Source organism: Microbacterium sp. PRC9, assembly GCF_031844125.1.
Taxonomy (GTDB): domain Bacteria; phylum Actinomycetota; class Actinomycetes; order Actinomycetales; family Microbacteriaceae; genus Microbacterium.
This window is the reverse complement of the sequence record NZ_JAUZUR010000001.1, coordinates 134,069-153,680: the sequence shown is the minus strand read 5'-3', so window position 1 is coordinate 153,680 and position 19,612 is coordinate 134,069. Positions and strand designations below refer to the sequence as shown.

General features: G+C 72.3%; 21 protein-coding genes. 9 read left to right on the top strand and 12 right to left on the bottom strand.

From position 1 onward, the window contains the following. The first annotated feature begins 15 nt into the window (after positions 1-15). Positions 16-2,154, top strand: coding sequence for an alpha/beta fold hydrolase (locus Q9R33_RS00620; RefSeq protein ID WP_311292527.1), 2,139 nt, complete (start codon positions 16-18; stop codon positions 2,152-2,154). Between the two features lie 97 nt (positions 2,155-2,251). Here the strand turns inward: Q9R33_RS00620 and Q9R33_RS00615 are convergent, their stop codons facing one another. Further along, the gene (locus Q9R33_RS00615; protein WP_045297722.1) at positions 2,252-2,437 is read right to left on the bottom strand and encodes a DUF1918 domain-containing protein; all 186 of its coding nucleotides are present in this window, start codon (positions 2,435-2,437) and stop codon (positions 2,252-2,254) included. A gap of 71 nt (positions 2,438-2,508) precedes the next feature. Continuing rightward, a complete protein-coding gene (locus Q9R33_RS00610; RefSeq protein ID WP_056368759.1) occupies positions 2,509-2,733 on the bottom strand; it encodes a hypothetical protein in 225 nt (74 codons plus the stop codon). Between the two features lie 95 nt (positions 2,734-2,828). On the opposite strand from Q9R33_RS00610, the gene Q9R33_RS00605 reads away from it, so the two are divergent. Further along, a complete protein-coding gene (locus Q9R33_RS00605; protein ID WP_311292526.1) occupies positions 2,829-3,746 on the top strand; it encodes an aldo/keto reductase in 918 nt (305 codons plus the stop codon). 63 nt (positions 3,747-3,809) lie between these two features. Here the strand turns inward: Q9R33_RS00605 and Q9R33_RS00600 are convergent, their stop codons facing one another. The 4 genes from Q9R33_RS00600 to Q9R33_RS00585 all read right to left on the bottom strand — a co-directional run bounded on the left by Q9R33_RS00600 (position 3,810) and on the right by Q9R33_RS00585 (position 6,605). After that, the gene (locus Q9R33_RS00600; protein WP_310249872.1) at positions 3,810-4,226 is read right to left on the bottom strand and encodes a VOC family protein; all 417 of its coding nucleotides are present in this window, start codon (positions 4,224-4,226) and stop codon (positions 3,810-3,812) included. A gap of 93 nt (positions 4,227-4,319) precedes the next feature. Continuing rightward, positions 4,320-4,697, bottom strand: coding sequence for an STAS/SEC14 domain-containing protein (locus Q9R33_RS00595; RefSeq protein ID WP_311292525.1), 378 nt, complete (start codon positions 4,695-4,697; stop codon positions 4,320-4,322). A gap of 51 nt (positions 4,698-4,748) precedes the next feature. After that, positions 4,749-5,756 (bottom strand): DNA-3-methyladenine glycosylase 2 family protein, encoded by a 1,008-nt coding sequence (locus Q9R33_RS00590; RefSeq protein ID WP_311292524.1) that lies wholly within the window; start codon positions 5,754-5,756, stop codon positions 4,749-4,751. A gap of 99 nt (positions 5,757-5,855) precedes the next feature. Next, positions 5,856-6,605, bottom strand: a complete 750-nt coding sequence (locus Q9R33_RS00585; protein WP_056368768.1) for a winged helix-turn-helix domain-containing protein — start codon at positions 6,603-6,605, stop codon at positions 5,856-5,858. 520 nt (positions 6,606-7,125) lie between these two features. Between Q9R33_RS00585 and Q9R33_RS00580 the strand changes: the two genes are divergently transcribed. The 3 genes from Q9R33_RS00580 (at position 7,126) to Q9R33_RS00570 (ending at position 8,474) form a co-directional block, all read left to right on the top strand. Beyond that, on the top strand, positions 7,126-7,419 hold the full coding sequence (locus Q9R33_RS00580; RefSeq protein WP_056368771.1) for a GNAT family N-acetyltransferase: 294 nt from the start codon (positions 7,126-7,128) through the stop codon (positions 7,417-7,419). A 99-nt stretch (positions 7,420-7,518) separates the two neighbouring features. Beyond that, entirely contained in the window at positions 7,519-7,971 is a 453-nt protein-coding gene (locus Q9R33_RS00575) for a hypothetical protein (RefSeq protein WP_056368773.1), read from the top strand. 56 nt (positions 7,972-8,027) lie between these two features. Further along, on the top strand, positions 8,028-8,474 hold the full coding sequence (locus tag Q9R33_RS00570) for a DUF1622 domain-containing protein (protein WP_310249999.1): 447 nt from the start codon (positions 8,028-8,030) through the stop codon (positions 8,472-8,474). 9 nt (positions 8,475-8,483) lie between these two features. On the opposite strand, the gene Q9R33_RS00565 is transcribed toward Q9R33_RS00570, so the two are convergent. The 4 genes from Q9R33_RS00565 to Q9R33_RS00550 all read right to left on the bottom strand — a co-directional run bounded on the left by Q9R33_RS00565 (position 8,484) and on the right by Q9R33_RS00550 (position 10,667). After that, positions 8,484-8,699, bottom strand: a complete 216-nt coding sequence (locus tag Q9R33_RS00565) for a hypothetical protein (protein ID WP_311292523.1) — start codon at positions 8,697-8,699, stop codon at positions 8,484-8,486. A 110-nt stretch (positions 8,700-8,809) separates the two neighbouring features. After that, entirely contained in the window at positions 8,810-9,541 is a 732-nt protein-coding gene (locus Q9R33_RS00560) for an alpha/beta hydrolase (RefSeq protein ID WP_310249881.1), read from the bottom strand. A 3-nt stretch (positions 9,542-9,544) separates the two neighbouring features. Next, a complete protein-coding gene (locus Q9R33_RS00555) occupies positions 9,545-10,105 on the bottom strand; it encodes a hypothetical protein (RefSeq protein ID WP_056368780.1) in 561 nt (186 codons plus the stop codon). Between the two features lie 88 nt (positions 10,106-10,193). Next, complete coding sequence (locus tag Q9R33_RS00550) at positions 10,194-10,667, bottom strand: 8-oxo-dGTP diphosphatase (protein ID WP_082496996.1); 474 nt, start codon at positions 10,665-10,667, stop codon at positions 10,194-10,196. 111 nt (positions 10,668-10,778) lie between these two features. Here Q9R33_RS00550 and Q9R33_RS00545 point away from each other — a divergent pair, with 111 nt between their 5' ends. From Q9R33_RS00545 to Q9R33_RS00535, 3 genes are all read left to right on the top strand, one after another. Then, entirely contained in the window at positions 10,779-11,927 is a 1,149-nt protein-coding gene (locus Q9R33_RS00545) for an exonuclease SbcCD subunit D (RefSeq protein ID WP_311292522.1), read from the top strand. Then, positions 11,924-14,932, top strand: coding sequence for an SMC family ATPase (locus Q9R33_RS00540; protein WP_311292521.1), 3,009 nt, complete (start codon positions 11,924-11,926; stop codon positions 14,930-14,932). The genes Q9R33_RS00545 and Q9R33_RS00540 overlap by 4 nt, the downstream gene beginning before the upstream one ends. A gap of 187 nt (positions 14,933-15,119) precedes the next feature. After that, entirely contained in the window at positions 15,120-15,971 is an 852-nt protein-coding gene (locus Q9R33_RS00535) for an SGNH/GDSL hydrolase family protein (protein WP_311292519.1), read from the top strand. A 7-nt stretch (positions 15,972-15,978) separates the two neighbouring features. On the opposite strand, the gene Q9R33_RS00530 is transcribed toward Q9R33_RS00535, so the two are convergent. Next, a complete protein-coding gene (locus tag Q9R33_RS00530; protein WP_311292518.1) occupies positions 15,979-16,536 on the bottom strand; it encodes a nucleoside phosphorylase in 558 nt (185 codons plus the stop codon). A 69-nt stretch (positions 16,537-16,605) separates the two neighbouring features. On the opposite strand from Q9R33_RS00530, the gene Q9R33_RS00525 reads away from it, so the two are divergent. Further along, entirely contained in the window at positions 16,606-18,153 is a 1,548-nt protein-coding gene (locus tag Q9R33_RS00525) for an MFS transporter (protein ID WP_311292517.1), read from the top strand. Here Q9R33_RS00525 and Q9R33_RS00520 read toward each other — a convergent pair. Beyond that, positions 18,125-19,609 (bottom strand): lipase maturation factor family protein, encoded by a 1,485-nt coding sequence (locus tag Q9R33_RS00520; protein ID WP_311292516.1) that lies wholly within the window; start codon positions 19,607-19,609, stop codon positions 18,125-18,127. The genes Q9R33_RS00525 and Q9R33_RS00520 overlap by 29 nt on opposite strands. Between the last annotated feature and the right edge of the window lie 3 nt (positions 19,610-19,612).

Here is a 19,612-nt window from a genome sequence, read left to right as displayed (position 1 = left end):
GGTTAGCGTGGAGCCATGGCGACCCCCACCCCCTTCGATTCGCTGACCGACTACATCGCCCTTCCTCGCGTGGAGGCGCTCGCCCTCTCGCCCGACGGGACGACCGCCGTGCTCACCGTCGCCGCCCTGAAGAAGGACGGCACCGGCTACGACCGGTCGCTGTGGGCGGTGCCGGCGACGGGCGGCGGCACGCCTCGACGCCTGACGCGGTCGGCGAAGGGCGAGGCCGGCGCCGCGTTCACCGCCGCCGGCGACATCCTGTTCGTCTCGGCCCGCCCCGATGCCGACGGCGACGCCGACGACGAGTCCGGCCAGCTGTGGCTGCTGCCCGCCACCGGTGGTGAAGCCCGTCCCGTGACGCGACTGGCGGGTGGGGTCGACGGCATCGCCGCGACCGCCGATGCCTCCGCGCGGCTCGTGATCTCGGCCTCCCTGCTGCCGGGCGCCGACACGCTCGAGGCCGAGGCGGCGCTGCGCGCCAAGCGCAAGGAGAAGAAGGTGTCGGCGATCCTCCACGACACCTACCCCGTGCGCTACTGGGACCACGACCTCGGTCCCGCCGAGCCGCACCTGCTCGCGATCGACATCGACGCCCTCGAGGACACCATCGCCGCGGCGGTGGCGGACACTGCGGCGTCAGACGCGTCGGGAACGGATGCTGCGACCTCCGGCACGGACGCCGAGTCCGCGGCATCCGGGAACGAGGGGAAGCCGTACCCGGCGACCCTGCCGCGTCCGAGCGACCTCACGCCGAAGCCGGTGCGGTCGCTCGACCACGCGGAGGCCGCGCTCACTCCGGACGGGTCGACGCTCGTGGTGTCGCTCGAGCACCGTGAGCAGCGCGCCGGACGCCGGGTGATCGTCTCGATCGACACGGCGACGGGCGAGCGCACGACGCTGTTCGACGAGGTCGACGTGGACTACGAGATGCCGGCGATCAGCCACGACGGCACGCGCATCGCGTACCTCCGCACCGTCAAGAGCAGCCCGGCCGCGCCCACGGACTACGAGATCTGGGTCGCCGGCATCGACGGCAGCGGCGCACGGCGCGTCGCGGCCGAGTGGGACCACTGGGCGTCGTCGCTGGCGTTCGCAGCCGACGACTCGGCGCTCATCGCGACCGCCGACCACGACGGCCGCGCACCGGTGTTCCGCATCCCCGTCGACGGCGGCGCGCCCGACAAGCTCACCGACGACGACTTCGCGTACGCGAACGTCCTGGTCGACCGTGGCACGGGAGAGGTCGTCGCGCTCCGTTCGTCGTGGGTCGTGCCGCCGCACCCGGTCCGCATCGCACGCGACGGCGCGGTGACGCCGCTCGCGACTCCCGCGCCGACACCGGCCGCTCCGGGCTCGATCACCGAGGTCGAGACGACCGCCGAGGACGGCGCGCGCGTGCGCGGCTGGCTGCTGCTGCCCGAGGGCGCGTCAGCCGCGGCGCCGGCGCCGCTGCTGCTGTGGATCCACGGCGGACCGCTGAACAGCTGGAACGCGTGGAGCTGGCGCTGGGCGCCGCTGCTCGCGGTCGCCCGCGGGTACGCCGTGCTGCTGCCCGACCCCGCCCTGTCGACCGGCTACGGCCTGGACTTCATCGCGCGCGGCTGGAACAGCTGGGGCGGGAAGCCCTACACCGACCTGCTGTCGATCACCGACGCCACCGTGGCGCGCGACGACATCGACCAGACGCGCACCGCCGCGATGGGCGGATCGTTCGGCGGCTACATGGCCAACTGGGTCGCCGGGCACACCGACCGGTTCCGGGCGATCGTGACCCACGCGAGCCTGTGGGCGCTCGACCAGTTCTCCGGAACGACTGACAGCTCCGAGTACTGGCAGCGCATCTTCACGCCCGAGGCGATGATCGAGCACTCGCCGCACCAGTTCGTCCGCGAGATCCGCACGCCGCTGCTGGTCGTGCACGGCGACAAGGACTACCGCGTACCGGTCGGCGAGGGGCTGCGGCTCTGGTCGGAGCTCGCCGAGCACCACGCCGACGAGGACGGGCGCATGCCGCACCGCTTCCTGTACTTCCCCGACGAGAACCACTGGGTCCTCAAGCCCCAGCACGCCGTCGTCTGGTACGAGACGGTGTTCGCGTTCCTGGGCGAGCACGTGCTGGGCGCGGAGCCGTCGCGGTACGAACTGCTGGGGTAGCACGCGCACACCGGATCGGAGGTCTTCCTCGACACGCCGGAAGACGGATGCCACGTCCCGGCGTGTCGGGCGGATCCTCCGATTCTGTGCACGCGACTCAGGACGCGTGCCGGACTTCGCAGTCGCTTCCGGGCGACAGGATCGCCTCGTGCCCGTCGTCGTAGCGGACCACGAGCAGCGGGTTGTCCCCGGTGCCGCGGACCTCGATGACCTCACCCGCGCGCTCCACTGCGCCGACGACGCGGCCGTGGATGATCACGCGATCGCCGACGCTCGCTTGCATGGCGGACCACCTCCTGGCGCTCACGATACGACGCGGCGGCGGTCAGGGGTAGGGGTGGACCGGCTCGACCCCTACAGCTGCGCGCCGTCGTCGTCGCGATCCTCGAGCCCGACGCTGCGACCGCGCCAGGACTCGTACGCCATGAGCCAGCCGATCGAGACCGCGGCGGCGAGCACCACGCCCAGCAGCACGTTCCCCCAGATGAGCCCGAAGACGATCCCCAGCGTGAACATGAGGGCCGTGCCGAGCGCCCAGCCGGAGTGCCCGCGCGTCCAGCCCTTCCGCGTCGTGGTCATGTCGAAAGCCTACGGCTGCGGCGGAGCCCGTGGGCCGCCTGTGGCCCTGAGCCTCTCGGTAGGTTGGAAGGACCCACCCCAACGGAACGGACGCCATGACCCTCAACGTCAGCCCGCTCACCCTCGGCACGTCGCCCCTCGGCCGCGGCACCGAGCCCGGTTCCCCGGAAGAGGACGCCGCCGTCCGATTCGCGGAGCAGCTGTTCGACAGCAGCCACGCCTTCATCGACACCTCCAACAACTACGCCGGCGGGCGGTCCGAGGCGGTGCTGGGCCGTGCGATCGCACGGAAGGGAACGGATGCCGCCACCCGCGTGATCTCCAAGGTCGATTGCGATCCCGAGACCGGCGCCTTCGACCGCGACCGCGTCCTGCGCTCGTTCGAAGAGACGACGGCGCGCCTCGGCGTCGAGCGTCTGCCGTTGCTGCACCTGCATGACCCCTACACCGTCACCTTCGACGAGGCGATCGGCCGCGGCGGCGCGGTCGAGGGGCTCATCGAGCTGCGCGAATCGGGTCGCGTCGACGCGATCGGCGTGGCCGCGGGACCGGTCGGGATGATGGCCCGCTACGTCGAGACCGGCGTGTTCGACGCCGTGCTCATCCACAACCGCTTCACGGTCGTCGACCACTCCGCCGCGCCGGTGTTCGCCGACGCGCACGAGCGCGGCATGACGGTGTTCAACGCGGCGCCGTTCGGTGCCGGCATCCTCGCCACCGGGACGCGCGAGGGCGCGATGTACGGCTACCGTCCGGCGACGCCCGAGCTGCAGGAATGGGTGTCGCGCCTGGAGCGTGTCGCCGCCTCGTTCGGCGTCAGCCTCCCGGCGGTGGCGCTGCACTTCTCGCTGCGGTCGCCGCTGATCGACTCGACCGTCGTCGGCATCTCGTCGGCGCAGCGTCTCGCACAGCTCGACGAGCTCGCCGCGACGCCGATCCCCGACGAGGTGTGGGCGGACCTCGAAGCACTCGGCCCCGCGCCGTCGCCCGTCGACGACAGCGCCTACGCCTGATCGCTCGCGCTCTGCGTCGAGCGAGCGCGGACCCCGGATCCAGGCGGGGTCCGCGCTCCGGCCTCACGCCTGCGGGGCGTTGACCGCGACCATCCAGTCGATGCCGAAGCGGTCGGTGAGCATGCCGAACTTGCCGCCCCACGGCGGGGTGTCGTACGGCATCGTGATGGTGCCGCCGTCGGCGAGCTTGTCCCAGAAGCCCTGCAGAGCGGACTCGTCGTCACCGCTGACCGAGACGGAGATGCCGGCCGGCTTCTCGTAACTCATTCCGGTGGGCGTATCCGAGCCCATGAGGATGAAGCCGTCGGGGCTCGTGAGCTGCGCGTGCATCACGAGGTCGTTCTCGGCCGGGTCCTGCACCATCCCCTCGTACTCGCCGAACGTCGAGATGTCGAGGTCGCCCCCGAACACGCTCTGGTAGAAGGTCATCGCCTCACGGGCTTCGTTCCTGAAGGAGAGATACGGGTTGAGGCTGGGCATGTCGAACTCCTGAATGGGTGGTGGATGCCGCGCCCGGCCGCGTGGCGCGTCCCAGTGTCGTCGTGGCCTCCGACATCCACAAGGGAGTCCGCGTCAGGCCTCCTTGGGCCCTTCCGCCGCCCACGCGATCGCGTCGTCGAGCGCCGACACGGCGAAGATGCGCAGCTCGCAGGGGAACAGGAACGAGATCCCGTGGATCACCTCGCCGATGAGGCTGTGGTCGGTGACGAGCGCGATGCGCCCCCACACGTGGGCCGGCTTGCCCTCGAGCTTGGCGTCCTGCCACAGCGCGCCGAGGGAGTAGCGCTCGAACTCGTCGCCCAGGACGTAGACCAGGTTGACCTTGCGGCCGGTCTCGACCGCCGCGTCGATGGCCGGGTCGAGGGACCCGACGTAGTCGGATGCGTCGACGGCGCCGACAGCGCGGAACCCGATGACGCCGTCGGGAAGGCCGTGCAGAGACTCGATCATGCGTCCATCCTGTCCTCGGACGCGCTGACCGCAGGGCGGACGCGCGGAGAGTCAGCGGTCGCGGTGGTCCTCGGGGTGCAGGCGCGCGCCACGCCGGGGCTCGCGCACACCACTCGCCCCGATCAGGCGGATGACGCGCTGACGCTGACCCGGCCACTCGGCCAGGAGCCGCAGCATCCCATCGTCGTCCGTGCGGTGGCCGGTCAGCGCGTAGCCCACCTCGTGGGCCACGTGATAGTCGCCGACGCTCACGGCATCGGCGTCGCCGAGTGCCCGGATGCGGGTCTCAGCGGAAGTCCATGGACCGATGCCGGGCTGGCTCACGAGTACGCGGTCGACGGCCTCGCCGTCGTGGGCGGCGCGCACGGACCGCACGATCGCATCGCCGCGGCGGGCAGCGCGTACGACGGTCTTCGACTGCGGCGGTTCGAGCCCCGCGCGGTGCCACACCCACGAGGGGACGTGCTGCCATCCGTCGATCGTCGGCGGCGCGAACATCGGCGCCGGTGTCGGGCCGGGGGCACGCTCGCCGCACCACGTCACGACGCGCCGCCACGCGCCGAAGGCCTGCATGCCGGTGACCTTCTGCTCGAAGATCGCGCTCACCAGGGCGTCGAACACGAGATCGGTGCGCGAGAGGCGCAGACCCGGGTTGCGGTGATGGGCGTCGGCGATGAGCGGATGCCGCGACGCGTCGAAGCCGGCCGGGTCGTCGTCCGCACCGCACAGCGCAGGAAGCTGCGCGAGCGCCCAGTCGCTCCCCGGACCCCAGGCCGCGCCGCGGATCACGCCCGGATGCGTCTCGCGGATCGCGAGCGTCGCGATGCCTGCCGGCGTACGGCTCACCCGCCAGATGACCGCGCCCGAGACCGCCATCGTCGGGTCGCCGGCTCCGCGTCGCTGATACAGCACGGTGCGCCGGAGGTCGAGCGGATGCCGCGGCCGGTACTCCGTCTCGAGCGGCCGGCCATGATCGGGGCGGGGATCGCGGGTCGTCGCCCCCGGACCGAAGCGCCCGGCATCCCTCGTCCGAGGAATGCGCGAGAGCGAGGTGGTCATGCCGCCCACCCTACGCCGACGCCTCCGACATCGAACCGTGCTCGCCTGTCGCGACGTGCCGGTGCGTGCAGCCCGATGCGACAGGTGAACGGGGTGGGATCAGAAGCGGTCGGGCGACGGGGTGCCGTGGCCGTAGCGGATGACGACGTCGGCGTGACGGTCGAAGCGGTAGCCGACGCCGCGCACGGTGCGGACGATGTCCTCGTAGCGGCCCAGCTTGGCGCGCAGGCGGCGGACGTGCACGTCGATGGTGCGTTCGCCCGGGGCGTCCTCGTCCGTCGCGCCCTGCCAGAGCGAGGTCACCAGCTCGGTGCGCTCGATCGTGCGGCCCTCGCGGAGCACGAGGTACTGCAGCAGCTCGAACTCCTTGAAGGTGAAGGCGGCGGACTCGCCGTCGATGAGCACGCGCTTGCGCGAGATGTCGACGACGACGCCGCCCGAGGCGGGCTCTTCGTCTTCGGGCTCCTCCTCCTTGGTGCGGGCGACGGCCGACGGCTCGTGCAGCGCGAGGCGCACGACATCGACGTCGCGCCCGCCCGAGCCGACCGGCGCGAGGGCGACGGTGGCGTAGGTTTCGGCCGACGGTGCCAGCTCGGCGAGCGTGCGGCGCAGGGCGTCGACGAGCACACCGAGGTTCACTCCGGAGGCGGCGGCCTTGGCCTCGTCGATGCCGACGTACAGGGCGAAGCCGCGCGGCGCCGTGCCCGCGGGGAGGGCGCGCCCGGCCGGCTGTGCGGGCTCGGGGGCCGGCGCCGTGGGCGCCTCGACCGCGGCCGGGTGATTCACGGCGCGGAGGTGGCGGACGGGGGCGGTGGTGGTGGGGCGGTCGAGGAGAGCGGTGGTCGACATGATGATGGTCCTTGCGGGAGGAACCCGGGTGGCGGAAACCGGGTTGAATGATGTGCTGCGGCCCTGGTCGTCGGTGGCGAGAAAGGCCGTAGGCCGGGTGAGGCCTGTGCCCGACGCTGGGCGGTGTGCGAAGCGGGTCCGGGTGCGCGTGATCGACGCACGAAACCGGTGCTTCGGGGGACTCCGTACGATCCGTGTTCAGAAGCGGAGGAGGAGTCCGACGGGGGTCACCGTGCTAGTGGCACATTCGACAACACATGGCAACGCGACCGGCCATCATCATGCCGGCAGTCCTGTTCGCCTCCCGGGCGGACAGATACAGCGCGTTGTCAGTCATGAGCCCGATTATTACCGACTTTGTCCAAAAACGTCAAATCGCACGGGTTCTGGGCCCAGATCGTTTCGGAATGTGACAGATTGCTCAGTTCCACGTCGGGTGAGACCGAGTGTCAGCTGGACGATCACTGCGACATACCAAGAGACGCGTCCCGACGCTGCGCCGCGGGCGTAGCCTGGCGGCGTGACCGACCTCCGCTTCACGAAAGAGCCCGATGCCTCGCGGTACACCCTGCACCGCGGCGAAGACCTCGTGAGCGTGCTCGACTACCGCGACGACGGACGCACGGTGGCGATGACCCGCGCCTACACGGTTCCGACCTTCCGCGGGCACGGGTACGCCGGCGAGCTCGTCGAACGCGCGGTCGAGGAGCTCGAGGAGCGCGGCGATCGCAAGGTCATCCCGGTGTGCTGGTACGTCGCGGACTGGTTCGATGCGAACCCGTCGCGCCGCGGCATCCTGACTCCGCGTCCGTAGCCGCATCGTGCCCCGCCGACACCGTCGGCATTCCTTGTCAACCCCATGTCGCCGTGCGGCCCCGCGACGGAGGCTGGGGGAGGACGAGAGGAGCACGCCATGGATCGCGATCGAGCGAGAAGTCAGGACCTGCCCGACGGCGTCGTGAACGCCGACTCGGTGCCGGCGGCACCCCCGCCGAGCCACGAGGCGGTCGGCATCGGGGTCGTGGAGGACGGCATCGACCACCACGGTCAGGACGGCGCCCGCGACACCCAGACCGCGGGGGAGGCGCAGCGCACCCCCGGTGCACTCGGGACCGAGCAGGAACAGCGGCTGCCCGCGATGGCGCAGAACAACGCCTCCGACATCGACAAGGTGGCGGGCATCGTCGCGCAGACACGTCAGGACGTCGGCACCGACCCGCTGGAGCACATCGCGCACGTCCTGCGCCAGCGACTGACGCAGTCCGGCATCGATCTTCCGGAGAGCGACATCGAGGAGCTCGCGCGACAGGTGTCGGTCGGGGACGCGGACGATCCCGCGCACCCGCGGCGCGGCGCGGCGAGCTGACTCCGCGATTCGACCGCGGATGTGCACGCGCCCGGCCCTAGGCTGGGCGCGTGCACATGGAGGCAGTGTTCACCGCCGTCGCCGTCGGTTTCGAGGCCGTCGGCGCTGCCGCCATGATCGTCGGCTTCGTGATCGCGCTCGTGCTGGGCGGACGGTCGCTCGCGCGCCACGAGGGCGGTCAGACCGCGTTCACGACGCTGCGCACGACCCTCGGAGGCGCGATCCTGCTCGGGCTCGAGGTGCTCGTCGCTGCGGACCTCATCCGCACGATCACCTCGAAGCCGTCGCTCGAGGACGCGGCCATCCTGGGCCTCATCGTGCTCATCCGGACCATCCTGTCGATCTCGATCCAGATCGAGATCGAAGGCACACTGCCGTGGCGTCGCGCCCTCCTGCGCAGCGGGGGTCAGATGATCAGCGACGCCGTGGCGAAGGACCGCGCGGCCCAGCAGGCGGCCGTCGCCGCGCCCGCGCCCGCTCCCACGGACCCGCGCGCGTCCTGACCTCGACGGCTACGCGACGGCGCACACCGCGGGGTCGTGCTCCGAGACGTGCAGTCCGATCGGCCGAGCCCAGGCGACGCGCTGGGGGGCGTCGATGACGCGGGCCGGGCGGCGCGGGGCGACAGCGATCTTCCGCTCGCGGATGGAGGCGAGGATCGCGTGCTCGCGGTCTCGCGACCAGGTGTCGTGGCGGTACTGCTGTTCGGCGGCGTATACAGCGAACATGGTTTCCTCCGTTGGTTCCGACAGTGTGAAACCTACGCGGGGGTTCCGACATTGCCGGCTGCGACGGGGATGGCAGGATTCCGGCGAGACCAGGCAGTCGTGAGCCGTCGTCACACCGATCCGGCGAACTCGCGGATGACCCGCGCGGCGGGTGCGGCATCCCGGATCATCGTCTCGTGGCCATGCCCCGCCACCTCGGCCAGCCGGCCCTCCGGCAGGGTGTCGGCGATCCGTCGGCACCACTGCTGCGGCGCCACGATGTCGTCCTCGCCGCGGAGCACCAGCGCGGGCATCCGCACGCGCGGCAGCACGTCCTCGGGACGGTGCCGGAGCACCGCGCGGAACTTGGCGCGCAGCCGCGGTCCGGCGCGCAGGTACTCCCGGGCGCCCCGCGCGATCACCACCGGGCTCTCGACGGCGATGTCGCGCAGGAGCCGCCACAGCTGCCGCGGCGCCGTCCGCGCCGTGGGGTCGACGGTCGGTCCGATGAGCACGATGCGCTCGGCGAGTGCGGGGTGGCGCACGGCGACCTCCAGCGCGACCTGCGCTCCCATCGAGTGCCCGATGACGACGGCGGGTGTGCGCACCCGGGCCCGGAGGTAGGCGGCGACGAGGTCGGCGGTGCGCTCGATCGTGAGCACCCGGCGCGGTTCGGGAGCCTCGCCGTAGCCGGGGAGGTCGAACGCGACCACCTCGCCGTCGCCCAGATGGCGCTCGAGATCGGCGAAGACGCTGCGGCCCATGCCGATGCCGTGGATGAGCACGTACACGCGCTCGCCGCGGCCGCGCCGCTCGGCGACGAGCGTCGCGCCGGCGTGCGCGAACCTCTCGACCTCCGTCATGGATCAGGCGGCGCCCGGCTGATCGCGCAGGCCGACGCGATCGGGGATGTCGAACTGCACGCGCGGCAGCCACGCCTCGGGCTCGGGCCACGGCCGCGAGGCGGGCAGCGTGCGCAGCCTCGCCCGCAGAGCGGTGCCGGATGCCTCGACCGGGAGCACGCGCGACGGCGCGTGATGGGCGAGCGCCCCGAGCCACCAGTGCCGCCAGGCGCCCTCGATCGCCTCCGGTCCCGCGACGACGTAGTAGTCGGGCATGACGGCCTCACCCGACGCGAACAGCGACAGCAGCGCCCCGACCTCCGCCTCGAGGGAGCCGAGCGTGGCGCGCTCCTCGTACAGCTCGACCCAGGCCGACGCGACGTGCTCCAGCGGGTCGGCGTCGTGGACGACGTACGGCATGGAGACCGAGGCGACGAGGTGCGCGGCGACTGCGGGGTCGGCCTCGCGCAGCGACAGCGCGACGAGCGCGGGAACATCGGCGAGACCGGTCAGCAGTTCGTCGCTGTCGGACCCGACGAGCGCGACCACGGTCGATCGCGGAGCGGTGTCTGCGTTGTGCGCCATGTTCCACGATACGTCCGGCGGAGGACCGAGGGGAGGGTGCACCGCCGGAAGACGCGCGAACCCGGCCGGCGGCGACGCCGCCGCGCGGTCACTCCGCGGTGAGCACCACCGTCGCGAGATCCGCCCCGAACGTGAAGCGCGCGTCGACCGTGCCGCCGCGGAGCACGCCCGGCAGCCACCGCGAGGCGTCGTCCCACATGCGTGCGTAGGGCACGGCGTCGAGGCCGTACCACTGCGGCGTCATCCCGTCGCGCTCGACGGGATCGCCCTGCCACCGTCGGCACACGAACACCGTCGCCTGCTGGGACCACGCGCGCCGGGTGGGGAAGTGGTACTCGACCGTTCCGGCGACCTGCAGATCGGATGCCGCGACCCGCACGCCGACCGACTCCCGGGCCTCGCGGACGGCGGCTTCGTCGGCGCCCTCGCCGGGATCGACCCAGCCGCAGATGCCGACGACCTTCCCCTGGCCGAGCCCGGTGCGCTTGCGGCCCAGCAGCACCTCGGCGCCCTGCGGTCCGCGGCGCAGCAGGAACACCACGCAGACCCCGGGCAAGGACATGGCTCGAGGGTACGCGCCGGAGGCGCCGCACCGACGCGGAAACCCCGGTGGTTCGCGGGTCCGCGGCCTGCCTGGCGGGCGATGTCAGGGGCCGAACGTACCGTGTTGAGCATGCGGATCCTGCACACCTCGGACTGGCACATCGGGCGGTCGTTCCACGGCCACTCGACGCTCGATGCGCTGCGTGGTGTGCTGCAGGCGCTGGTCGCGCAGGTGGCGGAGCGCGACGTCGACCTCGTGATCGTCGCGGGCGACGTGTTCGACTCCGCGACCCCCGCGGCGGGCGCCTACACGCTCCTGACCGACGCGCTGCGGGGCCTCGCCGACGCGGGTGCGACCGTCGTCGTCACGAGCGGCAACCACGACTCGGCGGCCCGGCTCGGCTTCCAGTCGCGCCTCCTCCGCGACGGCGTCCACGTCGTCACCGATCCCGCCACCATCGGGACCCCCGTCACCGTCCACGACGAGCACGGCCCGGTGCATGTGTACGGCATCCCGTACCTCGAGCCCGTGCTCCTGCGCGGTGCCTGGCCCGGCGTGCGCACACAGGCCGACGTGCTCGCGCGGGCGATGGACCTGGTGCGGACGGATGCTGCGGCCCGGGGCGCGCGCTCGATCGCGGTCGCGCACTGCTTCGCGGCGGGGGTCGAGCCGACGCCGCACCTCGAGCGCGACATCCAGCAGGGCGGGCTCGACATCGTTCCGCTGACCACCTTCGACGGTGTGGATTACATGGCCCTCGGCCACATCCACGGGCGTCAGCAGCTCTCGCCGCGCGTGCGATACGCCGGGGCTCCCCTGCACTACAGCTTCGACGAGGGGCACAAGCCGCGCGGGTCGTGGCTCGTCGAGCTCGGCGCCGACGGCCTCGGCGATGTGGAGTGGCTGCCGCTGCCGGTGCCGCGCACCCTCACCACGCTGACCGCGACGCTCGACGAGCTGCTCGCCGACGAGCGCTTCGCGACCCACGCCGACGACTGGGTGCGCGCCGAATACACCGATCCGCTGCCGCAGCGCGACCCGATGCGGCGACTGCTCGCCCGATTCCCCTTCTGCGCCGAGGTGCGTCACGCTCCGGTCGCGACGCGCATCGACGACGGCCGCACCTACGCCGAGCGCGTGCGCTCCGCGCGCAACGACGCCGAGCTCGTCGACGCCTTCCTCTCCCATGTGCGCGAGGGAGAGGGCGCGTCGATCCGCGAGGCGGAGCTCGTCGGCGAGCTGCTGGAGCAGCGCGCGCGGGTGGAGGCGACGGCGTGAGGCTGCACCGCCTCGAGCTCACCGGCTTCGGGCCGTTCCGCGAGAAGCAGAGCGTCGACTTCGAGTCGTTCGAGCACGACGGCATCTTCCTCATCGCCGGTCGCACCGGCGCGGGCAAATCGAGCATCCTCGACGGCGTCTGCTTCGCGCTGTACGGCAGCGTGCCCCGCTACGAGACGGGCGACAAGCGCCTGCGCAGCGACCACTGCGCACCCGAGGATCCCACCGAGGTCCGCCTCGAGTTCACCGTCGGCGACCGCCGCTGGCGCGTCACCCGTGCCCCGGAGTACCAGCGGCCGGCACGCCGCGGCGGCGGGCTCACCACCGAGCCCACGCGCGCGGAGCTCGAAGAGCTCGTCGATGGCGCGTGGACCGGCCGCGCGGCGAAACCCCGCGACGTCGGGCTGTTCCTCGACGAGGTGCTCGGGCTCAACGCCCAGCAGTTCCAGCAGGTGATCCTGCTCGCGCAGAACCGGTTCTCGAGGTTCCTCCTCGCCTCCGGCACGGAGCGGCAGTCACTGCTGCGCGCCCTCTTCGGCACGCGTCGCTACGAGGAGTACGCGCGCGAGCTGGGTGAGCGCAGCAAGGCGGCGCAGCACGAGCTCGACGCGCTCGGCGAACGGGCCCGCACCCTGCTCGATCAGGCGGAGCGCCTGATCGCGGCGCACGAGCTGGTGCCCGCCGAGGAGGCCGAGGCCGAGGCTCCGCTCGACCTGGCGGCGCGGCGCGCGGCGGTCGACCTCGGTCAGCAGCGTGCGTCGTACCGCCTCGACACGCTGACGCGCGAGCGCGTCGCTGCGGACGACGCCCGCACCGTCGCGGAGGCGGCACACGCCGAGCGGGTCGCGCTGGCGAAGGCGCAGGCCGAGCTCGGCCGCGCACGGGAACGACTGGCCACGCTCGAAGAGGCCGGCCCGCAGATCGCCGACGACCGTCGGCGACTGACCCGGGCGCGCTCCGCTGAGGCGCTGCGGGCGCCACTCGAGACGGCACGCCGAGCCGAGCGCAGCGCGGCGACGACGGCCGAGCTGGCCGCGTCGGCCGCCGCGGCATGGGGCCGTGCCGTCGCCGGCACCGACGACGCGGGCGCCCCCGATCTCTCTGCGGTGGTCGAGCGTCTCACCGGCGAGCTGGCCGTGTGGACCGCCGCCCTCGCGCAGGAGGCGGCCCTGGCCGACGGCGAATCGCGGAAGACGGCTGCCGCAGCGGAGGTGGCCCGGCTCGAGGCGGATGTCGTCGCCCTCGATGCGCAGCGGGCGCAGGTGCCGGCCGAGCTCGAGCGCATCGACACGGAACTCGAGGCCGAGCGCGCGGCGGCCTCCCGCCGCGATCCCGCGCGCGAGCGCCACGAAGAGCTCACCGGGCGCCTTGCGGCCGCCGTCGAGGCCGAAGGGCTCGCCGCCACCCAGCGCGCCGCCGAGATCGACCACCGCGACGCGGCCGCAGCTGCCGCTGCCGCCGCGGCAAGGGTGGCCGCGCTGCTCCAACTCCGTCTCGACGGCTACGCGGGCGAGCTCGCGACGACGCTCGTCGAGGGCGAGCCCTGCGCCGTGTGCGGGGCCACGGCGCATCCGTCGCCTGCCGCGCCGGCCGACGAGCCGGTGACCGATGAGCTCCTCGCTGCTGCCGAATCCGAGCGTGATGCGGCGGCCGCGCACGAGCGCACCGCGGCGGACGCGGCGAAGACCGCCCGGGAACGCCAGGGCGCGGCGGCCGCTCGCGCCGGCGGCGAAGGCGTCGAGGCGCTCCGCGGGCAGCTGGCCGCCGCCACCGCCGACCTGGCCGCAGCCGAGCGCGCCGTCGAACGCCGCGATGCACTCGCGGCCCGGCGCACCGAGCTGGCGGCGCTCGACCACGAGGCCGAGGCATCCCGCGCGTCCCTGACAGAGCGGCTCGCCGAGGCACGCACCCGTATCGCGGCGCTGGAGGAGCGGGTCGCGGCTGCCCGCGAGGCGGTCGACGCGGCCCGCGGCGGGCACGTCAGCGTCGCGGACCGCGTCGCGCACGCCACCTCGATCCGCGACGCGGGTCGGGCGGCGGTCGATGCCCGCGCCGAGGCGCACCGCGCGGCGACCCTGGCCGCGCAGGCGCGCACCGACGTCGAAGAGCGAGTCGCAGCATCCGTGTTCGCCGATGCCGCCGAGGCGAACGCCGCCCTTGCCGCACCTCGCGACGTGGAAGCTCTCGCCGAGCGGATCTCGGCGCACGACACGCAGCTCGGCGCGGCGCGGGCACGGATGCTCGAGCTCGAGCTCGAACTCGCGGGCGCGCCGACCGAGCCTGTCGACACCGAGGCGTCGCAGGCCGCGCTCGCGGCCGCCGACGAAGGACGCACCGAGGCGCTCCGGGCAGAGAGCGACGCCCGCACGCTGGTGGCCGGACTCCGCGATCTCGCGATGCAGATCGATCAGGCGTACGCCGGCGTCGCGGCGCGGGCCGCAGATGCCGCGGCCATCGCCCGGCTCGCCGACACCGTCGCCGGGCGCGCCCCCAACACGATGAAGATGGACCTCGAGACGTTCGTGCTGGCCGCCGAGCTCGAAGAGATCGTGGCCGCCGCGAACCTGCGGCTCAGCGACATGTCGTCGGGGCGCTACCGGCTGCAGCACACCGATGCGCGGGCCGCGCGCGGCGCCGCCTCGGGCCTCGGCCTCGAGATCATGGACGCCTTCACCGGCCAGTCACGTCCAGCCCAGTCGCTCTCGGGCGGCGAGACGTTCCTCGCGTCGCTCGCGCTCGCCCTCGGGCTCGCCGAGGTGGTCACCGCCCGGGCGGGCGGTGTGCGGCTCGACACCCTGTTCGTCGACGAAGGCTTCGGCTCGCTCGACGAGGAGACACTCGACCTCGCGATGCGCACCCTCGACGAGCTGAGGCAGGGCGGGCGCACCGTGGGCGTCATCAGCCATGTGGCCGCGATGAAGGAGCAGCTGCCCGCGCAGCTCGCGGTCGAGGCGACACCTGCCGGGCCGAGCGTCATCCGGCAGGACGCAGCCGCCCGCGTCTGAGCCACGGCTCGGCCCCCATCCCGCGCGGCAATCTGGGTCTTCTCCCTCTGTCGCCCGGGCGATGCACGGGTGTATCGTTCGCGGCAGATCGCTTCCTGGGGGAATCGCGATCCCGCCCGACCGCCGGCGCTCGTCCGGCCGCGGCTGTTCGCCGCGCCCTCTCGTTACGACGACGTACGGAGTCGACATGCGTTCCACCACACGGGCGCGCCGCGCCCTCGCCGCGTTCGCGGCATCCGCCCTCCTTCTCACCGGCACTCTCAGCGCCGCCTCTGCCGCGCATGCCGCACCCGCGCCGGCGACGATCACTCGCATGGCCGCGCTGGGGGACTCGATCACCCAGGCGGCGATGACGTGTTCGAGCCTCACGACGTGTCCGACCAACAGCTGGTCCACGGGATCCACGACGTCGGTCAACTCACACCTGCAGCGGCTGCGGGCGGCCGGGGCTACGGGCCTCGTCAACGTCTTCAACGACGCCAAGTCGGGTGCGGGATCGTCGGCGCTCCCCGCCCAGGCGCAGATGGCCGCCGGACAGGGGGCCCAGTACGTCACGATCGAGATCGGCGCGATCGACGCCTGCACCCGGACCGTGGCGCAGATGACGACGGTCGATGCGTTCCGGACCAACGTGCAGTCGGCGCTCTCCACCCTTGCGGCGAGTGCCGCGGCGCCGGAGATCTTCGTCGCGAGCATCCCGAGCCTGCAGCGCCTCTACGACATCAACAGATCGAGTCTGTCCGCCCGTCTCGCGTGGTCGCTGCTCGGCACCTGCCAGTCGATGCTCGCCAACCCGAGCAGCAGCGCGACCGCCGACGTGCAGCGCCGCACGCTGGTTCAGCAGCGGGTGACCGATTTCAACAAGGTGCTGGAGGCCGCCTGCGCAGCCACTGCGAAGTGCCGGTTCGACGGATACGCGGTCGCGAACTATGCGTTCGTGAAGTCCGACATCTCGACGCGGGACTACTTCCACCCGTCCCTGTCGGGCCAGGCGACGCTGGCGAACATCACGTGGGCGAAGACGCAGTGGGTGTCGTGAGTCGGGGTCAGACGCCGTAGTCGGCGCGGATGCGGTCGCGCAGCTGGTGGCTGCAGGCGGTCACGGCGGTGCGCCAGTCGGTGATCGCGCCGTCCTGGGCGCGATCTGAGACGGCCTTGAGCACGCGGATCGGCACGCCGAAGCGCTCTGCGACCCAGATGTAGGCGTACGTCTCCATGTCGACGAGGACGGCGCCGAGCGGACGGATGACCTCCACGGCCTCGGAGTCGTCGACGAAGTGGTCGCCGGTGGCGATCGTCACGCCGTCGGCGGCGAGCTCGACGCGCGTCGGCAGCGACACGTGCTGGCCGACGATGCCGTCGATGTCGGTGACGTCGTGCTGCAGGGCGGCCGAGATCTCGTAGACGGATGCGTCGAGCCGCGCGTCGATCGCCCCCGCGGTGCCGACCACCACGATCTCGTCGTAGGCGGTCGCGTCGAGCGCGCGGGTGAGCGCGTAGGTCGCCTGCAGCTTGCCGGGGCCGGTCACGAGGCGGTCGAATCCGTCGAGGTCTTCCGGGAAGGCGACGAGCTCGGAGTCGAGGGCGGCGACGAGAAGTCTCACCCTCCCATCATCTCCCGCGCGCCGGGGTTTGCGCCCGCCACTCTGCGGAACGGGGCTAGCCTGGGCGAGATGTCCCAGCCACAGCCGACGCCGCAGAGTTCTTCGAGCAAGGCGCGCGCCGTGCCGGCCACGACTGCTGTCATCCCCCTCTCGCACGGTGCCCGCTGGCGTGCGTTCTGGGTCTGCGTCTCGGTCGCCGCGATCACCATCCTCGACATGACGAAGGTCAACGTCGCGCTGCCGTCGATCGGCGAGGTGCTCGGTGCGAGCTCGACGCAGCTGCAGCTGATCGTGTCGGGGTTCGTCCTCACCTTCGGGCTCGTGCTCGTGCCGATGGGCCGCCTGGGCGATCAGCGCTCGCGGAGGACGCTGTTCGTCGTGGGCCTTTCGCTCTACACGGTCACGAGTGTGCTGTGCGCGCTCGCGCCGACCGCCGAGGTGCTGCTGATCGGGCGACTCCTGCAGGGCGTGGCCGCGGGCATCCAGATGCCCCAGGTGCTCGGCATGGCCCAGGAGCTGTTCCAGGGCAAGGAGCGCGCCCGCGCCTTCGGACTCTTCGGCGCGACGATCGGCATCGCGACGGCCTTCGGCCCGACGCTCGGCGGTCTGCTCATCGCCCTCGGCGGGCCGACGAACGGCTGGCGGCTCATCTTCTGGATGAACGTGCCGCTGTGCCTCATCGCGATCGCCCTCGCGCTGTGGCTGCTGCCCGACACCCGCACGAACTCCCAGCGCAAAGTGCAGCTCGACCCCGTCGGTGTGCTGCTGTTCGGCGCGAGCGTGATCTCGCTGATGTGGCCCTTCCTCTTCACCACCGGTGCGCCCAGCGACAACCCGGCGCGGTGGTGGCTGCTCGTCGCCTTCGCCCTGTTCGCCTCCGCCTTCATCGCGTGGGAGCGCCGCTACGCGAAGCGCGGCCGCAAGCCGCTCATCCCGCTCGGCCTCTTCCGCATCACGTCGTATCGCAACGGCACGCTGCTGCAGACGGCGTACTTCACCGCGGCCCCGGCGATGTTCCTCGTGACGACGCTGTTCCTGCAGCTCGGCCTCGGGCTCGCGCCGGTGTACGCGGGCATGGTGTCGATCGGGTTCGCACTCGCCTCCGCTGTCACCTCGTGGGTCGGCGGCAACCTCGTCAGCACGCACGGCCGCGTGGTCGTGGTGTGGGGTCTCGCCGGCATGCTGCTGTGCGTCGGCGGGCTGGTGCTCGCGGCGCTCTACAGCGACCCCGCGTGGACCCCCTACATCGCCGCCGCGGTCATGACCGTCGGCGGCGCGGGCGGCGGTCTCGTGATCGCGCCCAACCAGGCGCTCACGCTCGGCGACATCCCCGTCAAACAGGGTGGCCTCGCCGGCTCCGTCGGCCAGCTGGGCCAGCGCATCGGCGCGGCGGTCGGCACGGCGGTCGCGCTGTCGCTGTTCTACGCCGCGATCTACCGTGAGTCCGGCTCCCACGACAGCCTCGTCGTCTACCACGACGCGTACGCCTTCGGGATGCTGTCGGTCGCGGTCTTCCTCGCCCTCGCGTTCCTGGTGGCCATCGTCGACCTCACCGCGCGCCGCACCGCGCGCGAGCGCAAGGCCGCCGTCAGCGGCGCAGAGACGCCGGTCCCATGACCGGGCGCCGCCGGTCGCGCTTCCACCGGGCGTGCGACTCGCGGAACTCCGCGCGCGTCGTGAAGCGGTAGCGATACGACACCGCACGCACCCATCGCGGCTTTTCACCCGCGAACGGATCGTGGGCGAGCAGGCGCAGGGTCGCAGCATCCGCTTCCAGAAGCCGCACCAGGAACACCGTGAACCAGTCGTCGAGCGACCGGCCGAGTGGGAGGAACCACATCAGCCAGTCCAGGCGCAGATGGTACGGCGCGAACTGCCGCGGGATGCGGTGCACCTCGCCGGGCTTGCCCTTGAAGGCGTACTCGTGCCAGGTGGCCGTGTCGGGGTCGTCGTCCATCGTGCCCTCGACGACGATCTCGATGCGCTCCTTCGTGACCGTGCCGAATGCGCCGTAGGCGTTGGCGAGCTGCCACCGGTTGAACGAGGCGTTCATGAGCTGCCGCCGCGCGAACAGGTTCCGCAGCGGCCACCAGCTGATCACGAGGTACAGCGCGCCGATCGCGCACGTGATGACGAGCCAGTACACGGGGATCCCGGTGAACACGCCCGGAGCCTGCGATGCTGCGCCCTCGGGCGCGGCGCCGATGCCCGGCAGTCCGATGGCCGAGAAGGCGAGCACGATCGTCATCCAGTTGAGCCATGCAAAGTTGCCGGTGACGACGAGCCAGGCCTGCGTCGCGATGACGATCGCGGCCGCCACTGTCCCGACGACGGCGGGCACCGGTCCGGGCGCGAACAGTCCGACGAGTGGTGCGAACAGGAACCACGGCACCACCAGCTGCGCGAAGTGGTTGCCGAGCACCTCGCCCTTGTGGAACCAGCGGGGGAGGAGGTGCGCCTGGCGGCTGAGCGGCCCGGGCATCGGCTGGGTCTCGTGGTGGTACGTGAGCGCGGTGAGGTCGCGCCACTCGCGGCCGCCGCGGATCTTGATCATGCCCGCGCCGAACTCGAGCCGGAACACCAGCCACCAGAACAGCACGATCACGACGACCGGCGGCGGCTGGTCATCCGAGCCCAGGAACGCCGCGAGGAAGCCGGCCTCGAGCAGCAGCATCTCCCAGCCGAACCCGTAGAAGGTCTGCCCGATGCTCGTGATCGACATGTAGCCGAGCCACAGCGCGAGGAAGCACAGCATCGGCACCCACGGCGGACCGAGCTGGGCGAGGCCGATGACCAGCGTCGCCGCGATCACGATGCCCGCCCAGCACAGGGCGGCGAGCCTGCGGTCGGTGTACCGCAGGCGGCGGAAGACGGTGGGGCGCAGCATCCGCTGTCCTCTCTTCGAGGTGCGCACCCACTCGAGGAGGTCGGGCGCGGGCAGAAGCCCGTGCTCGCCGAGAAGCGGACGGAACTGGTTCAGCGACGAGATGAACGCGACGACGAACAGGGCCGCGACGCCCCGCTGCAGCACCTGTCGAGCGAACTCGAAGTCGACCGCGGCGAAGGCGTCCACCCG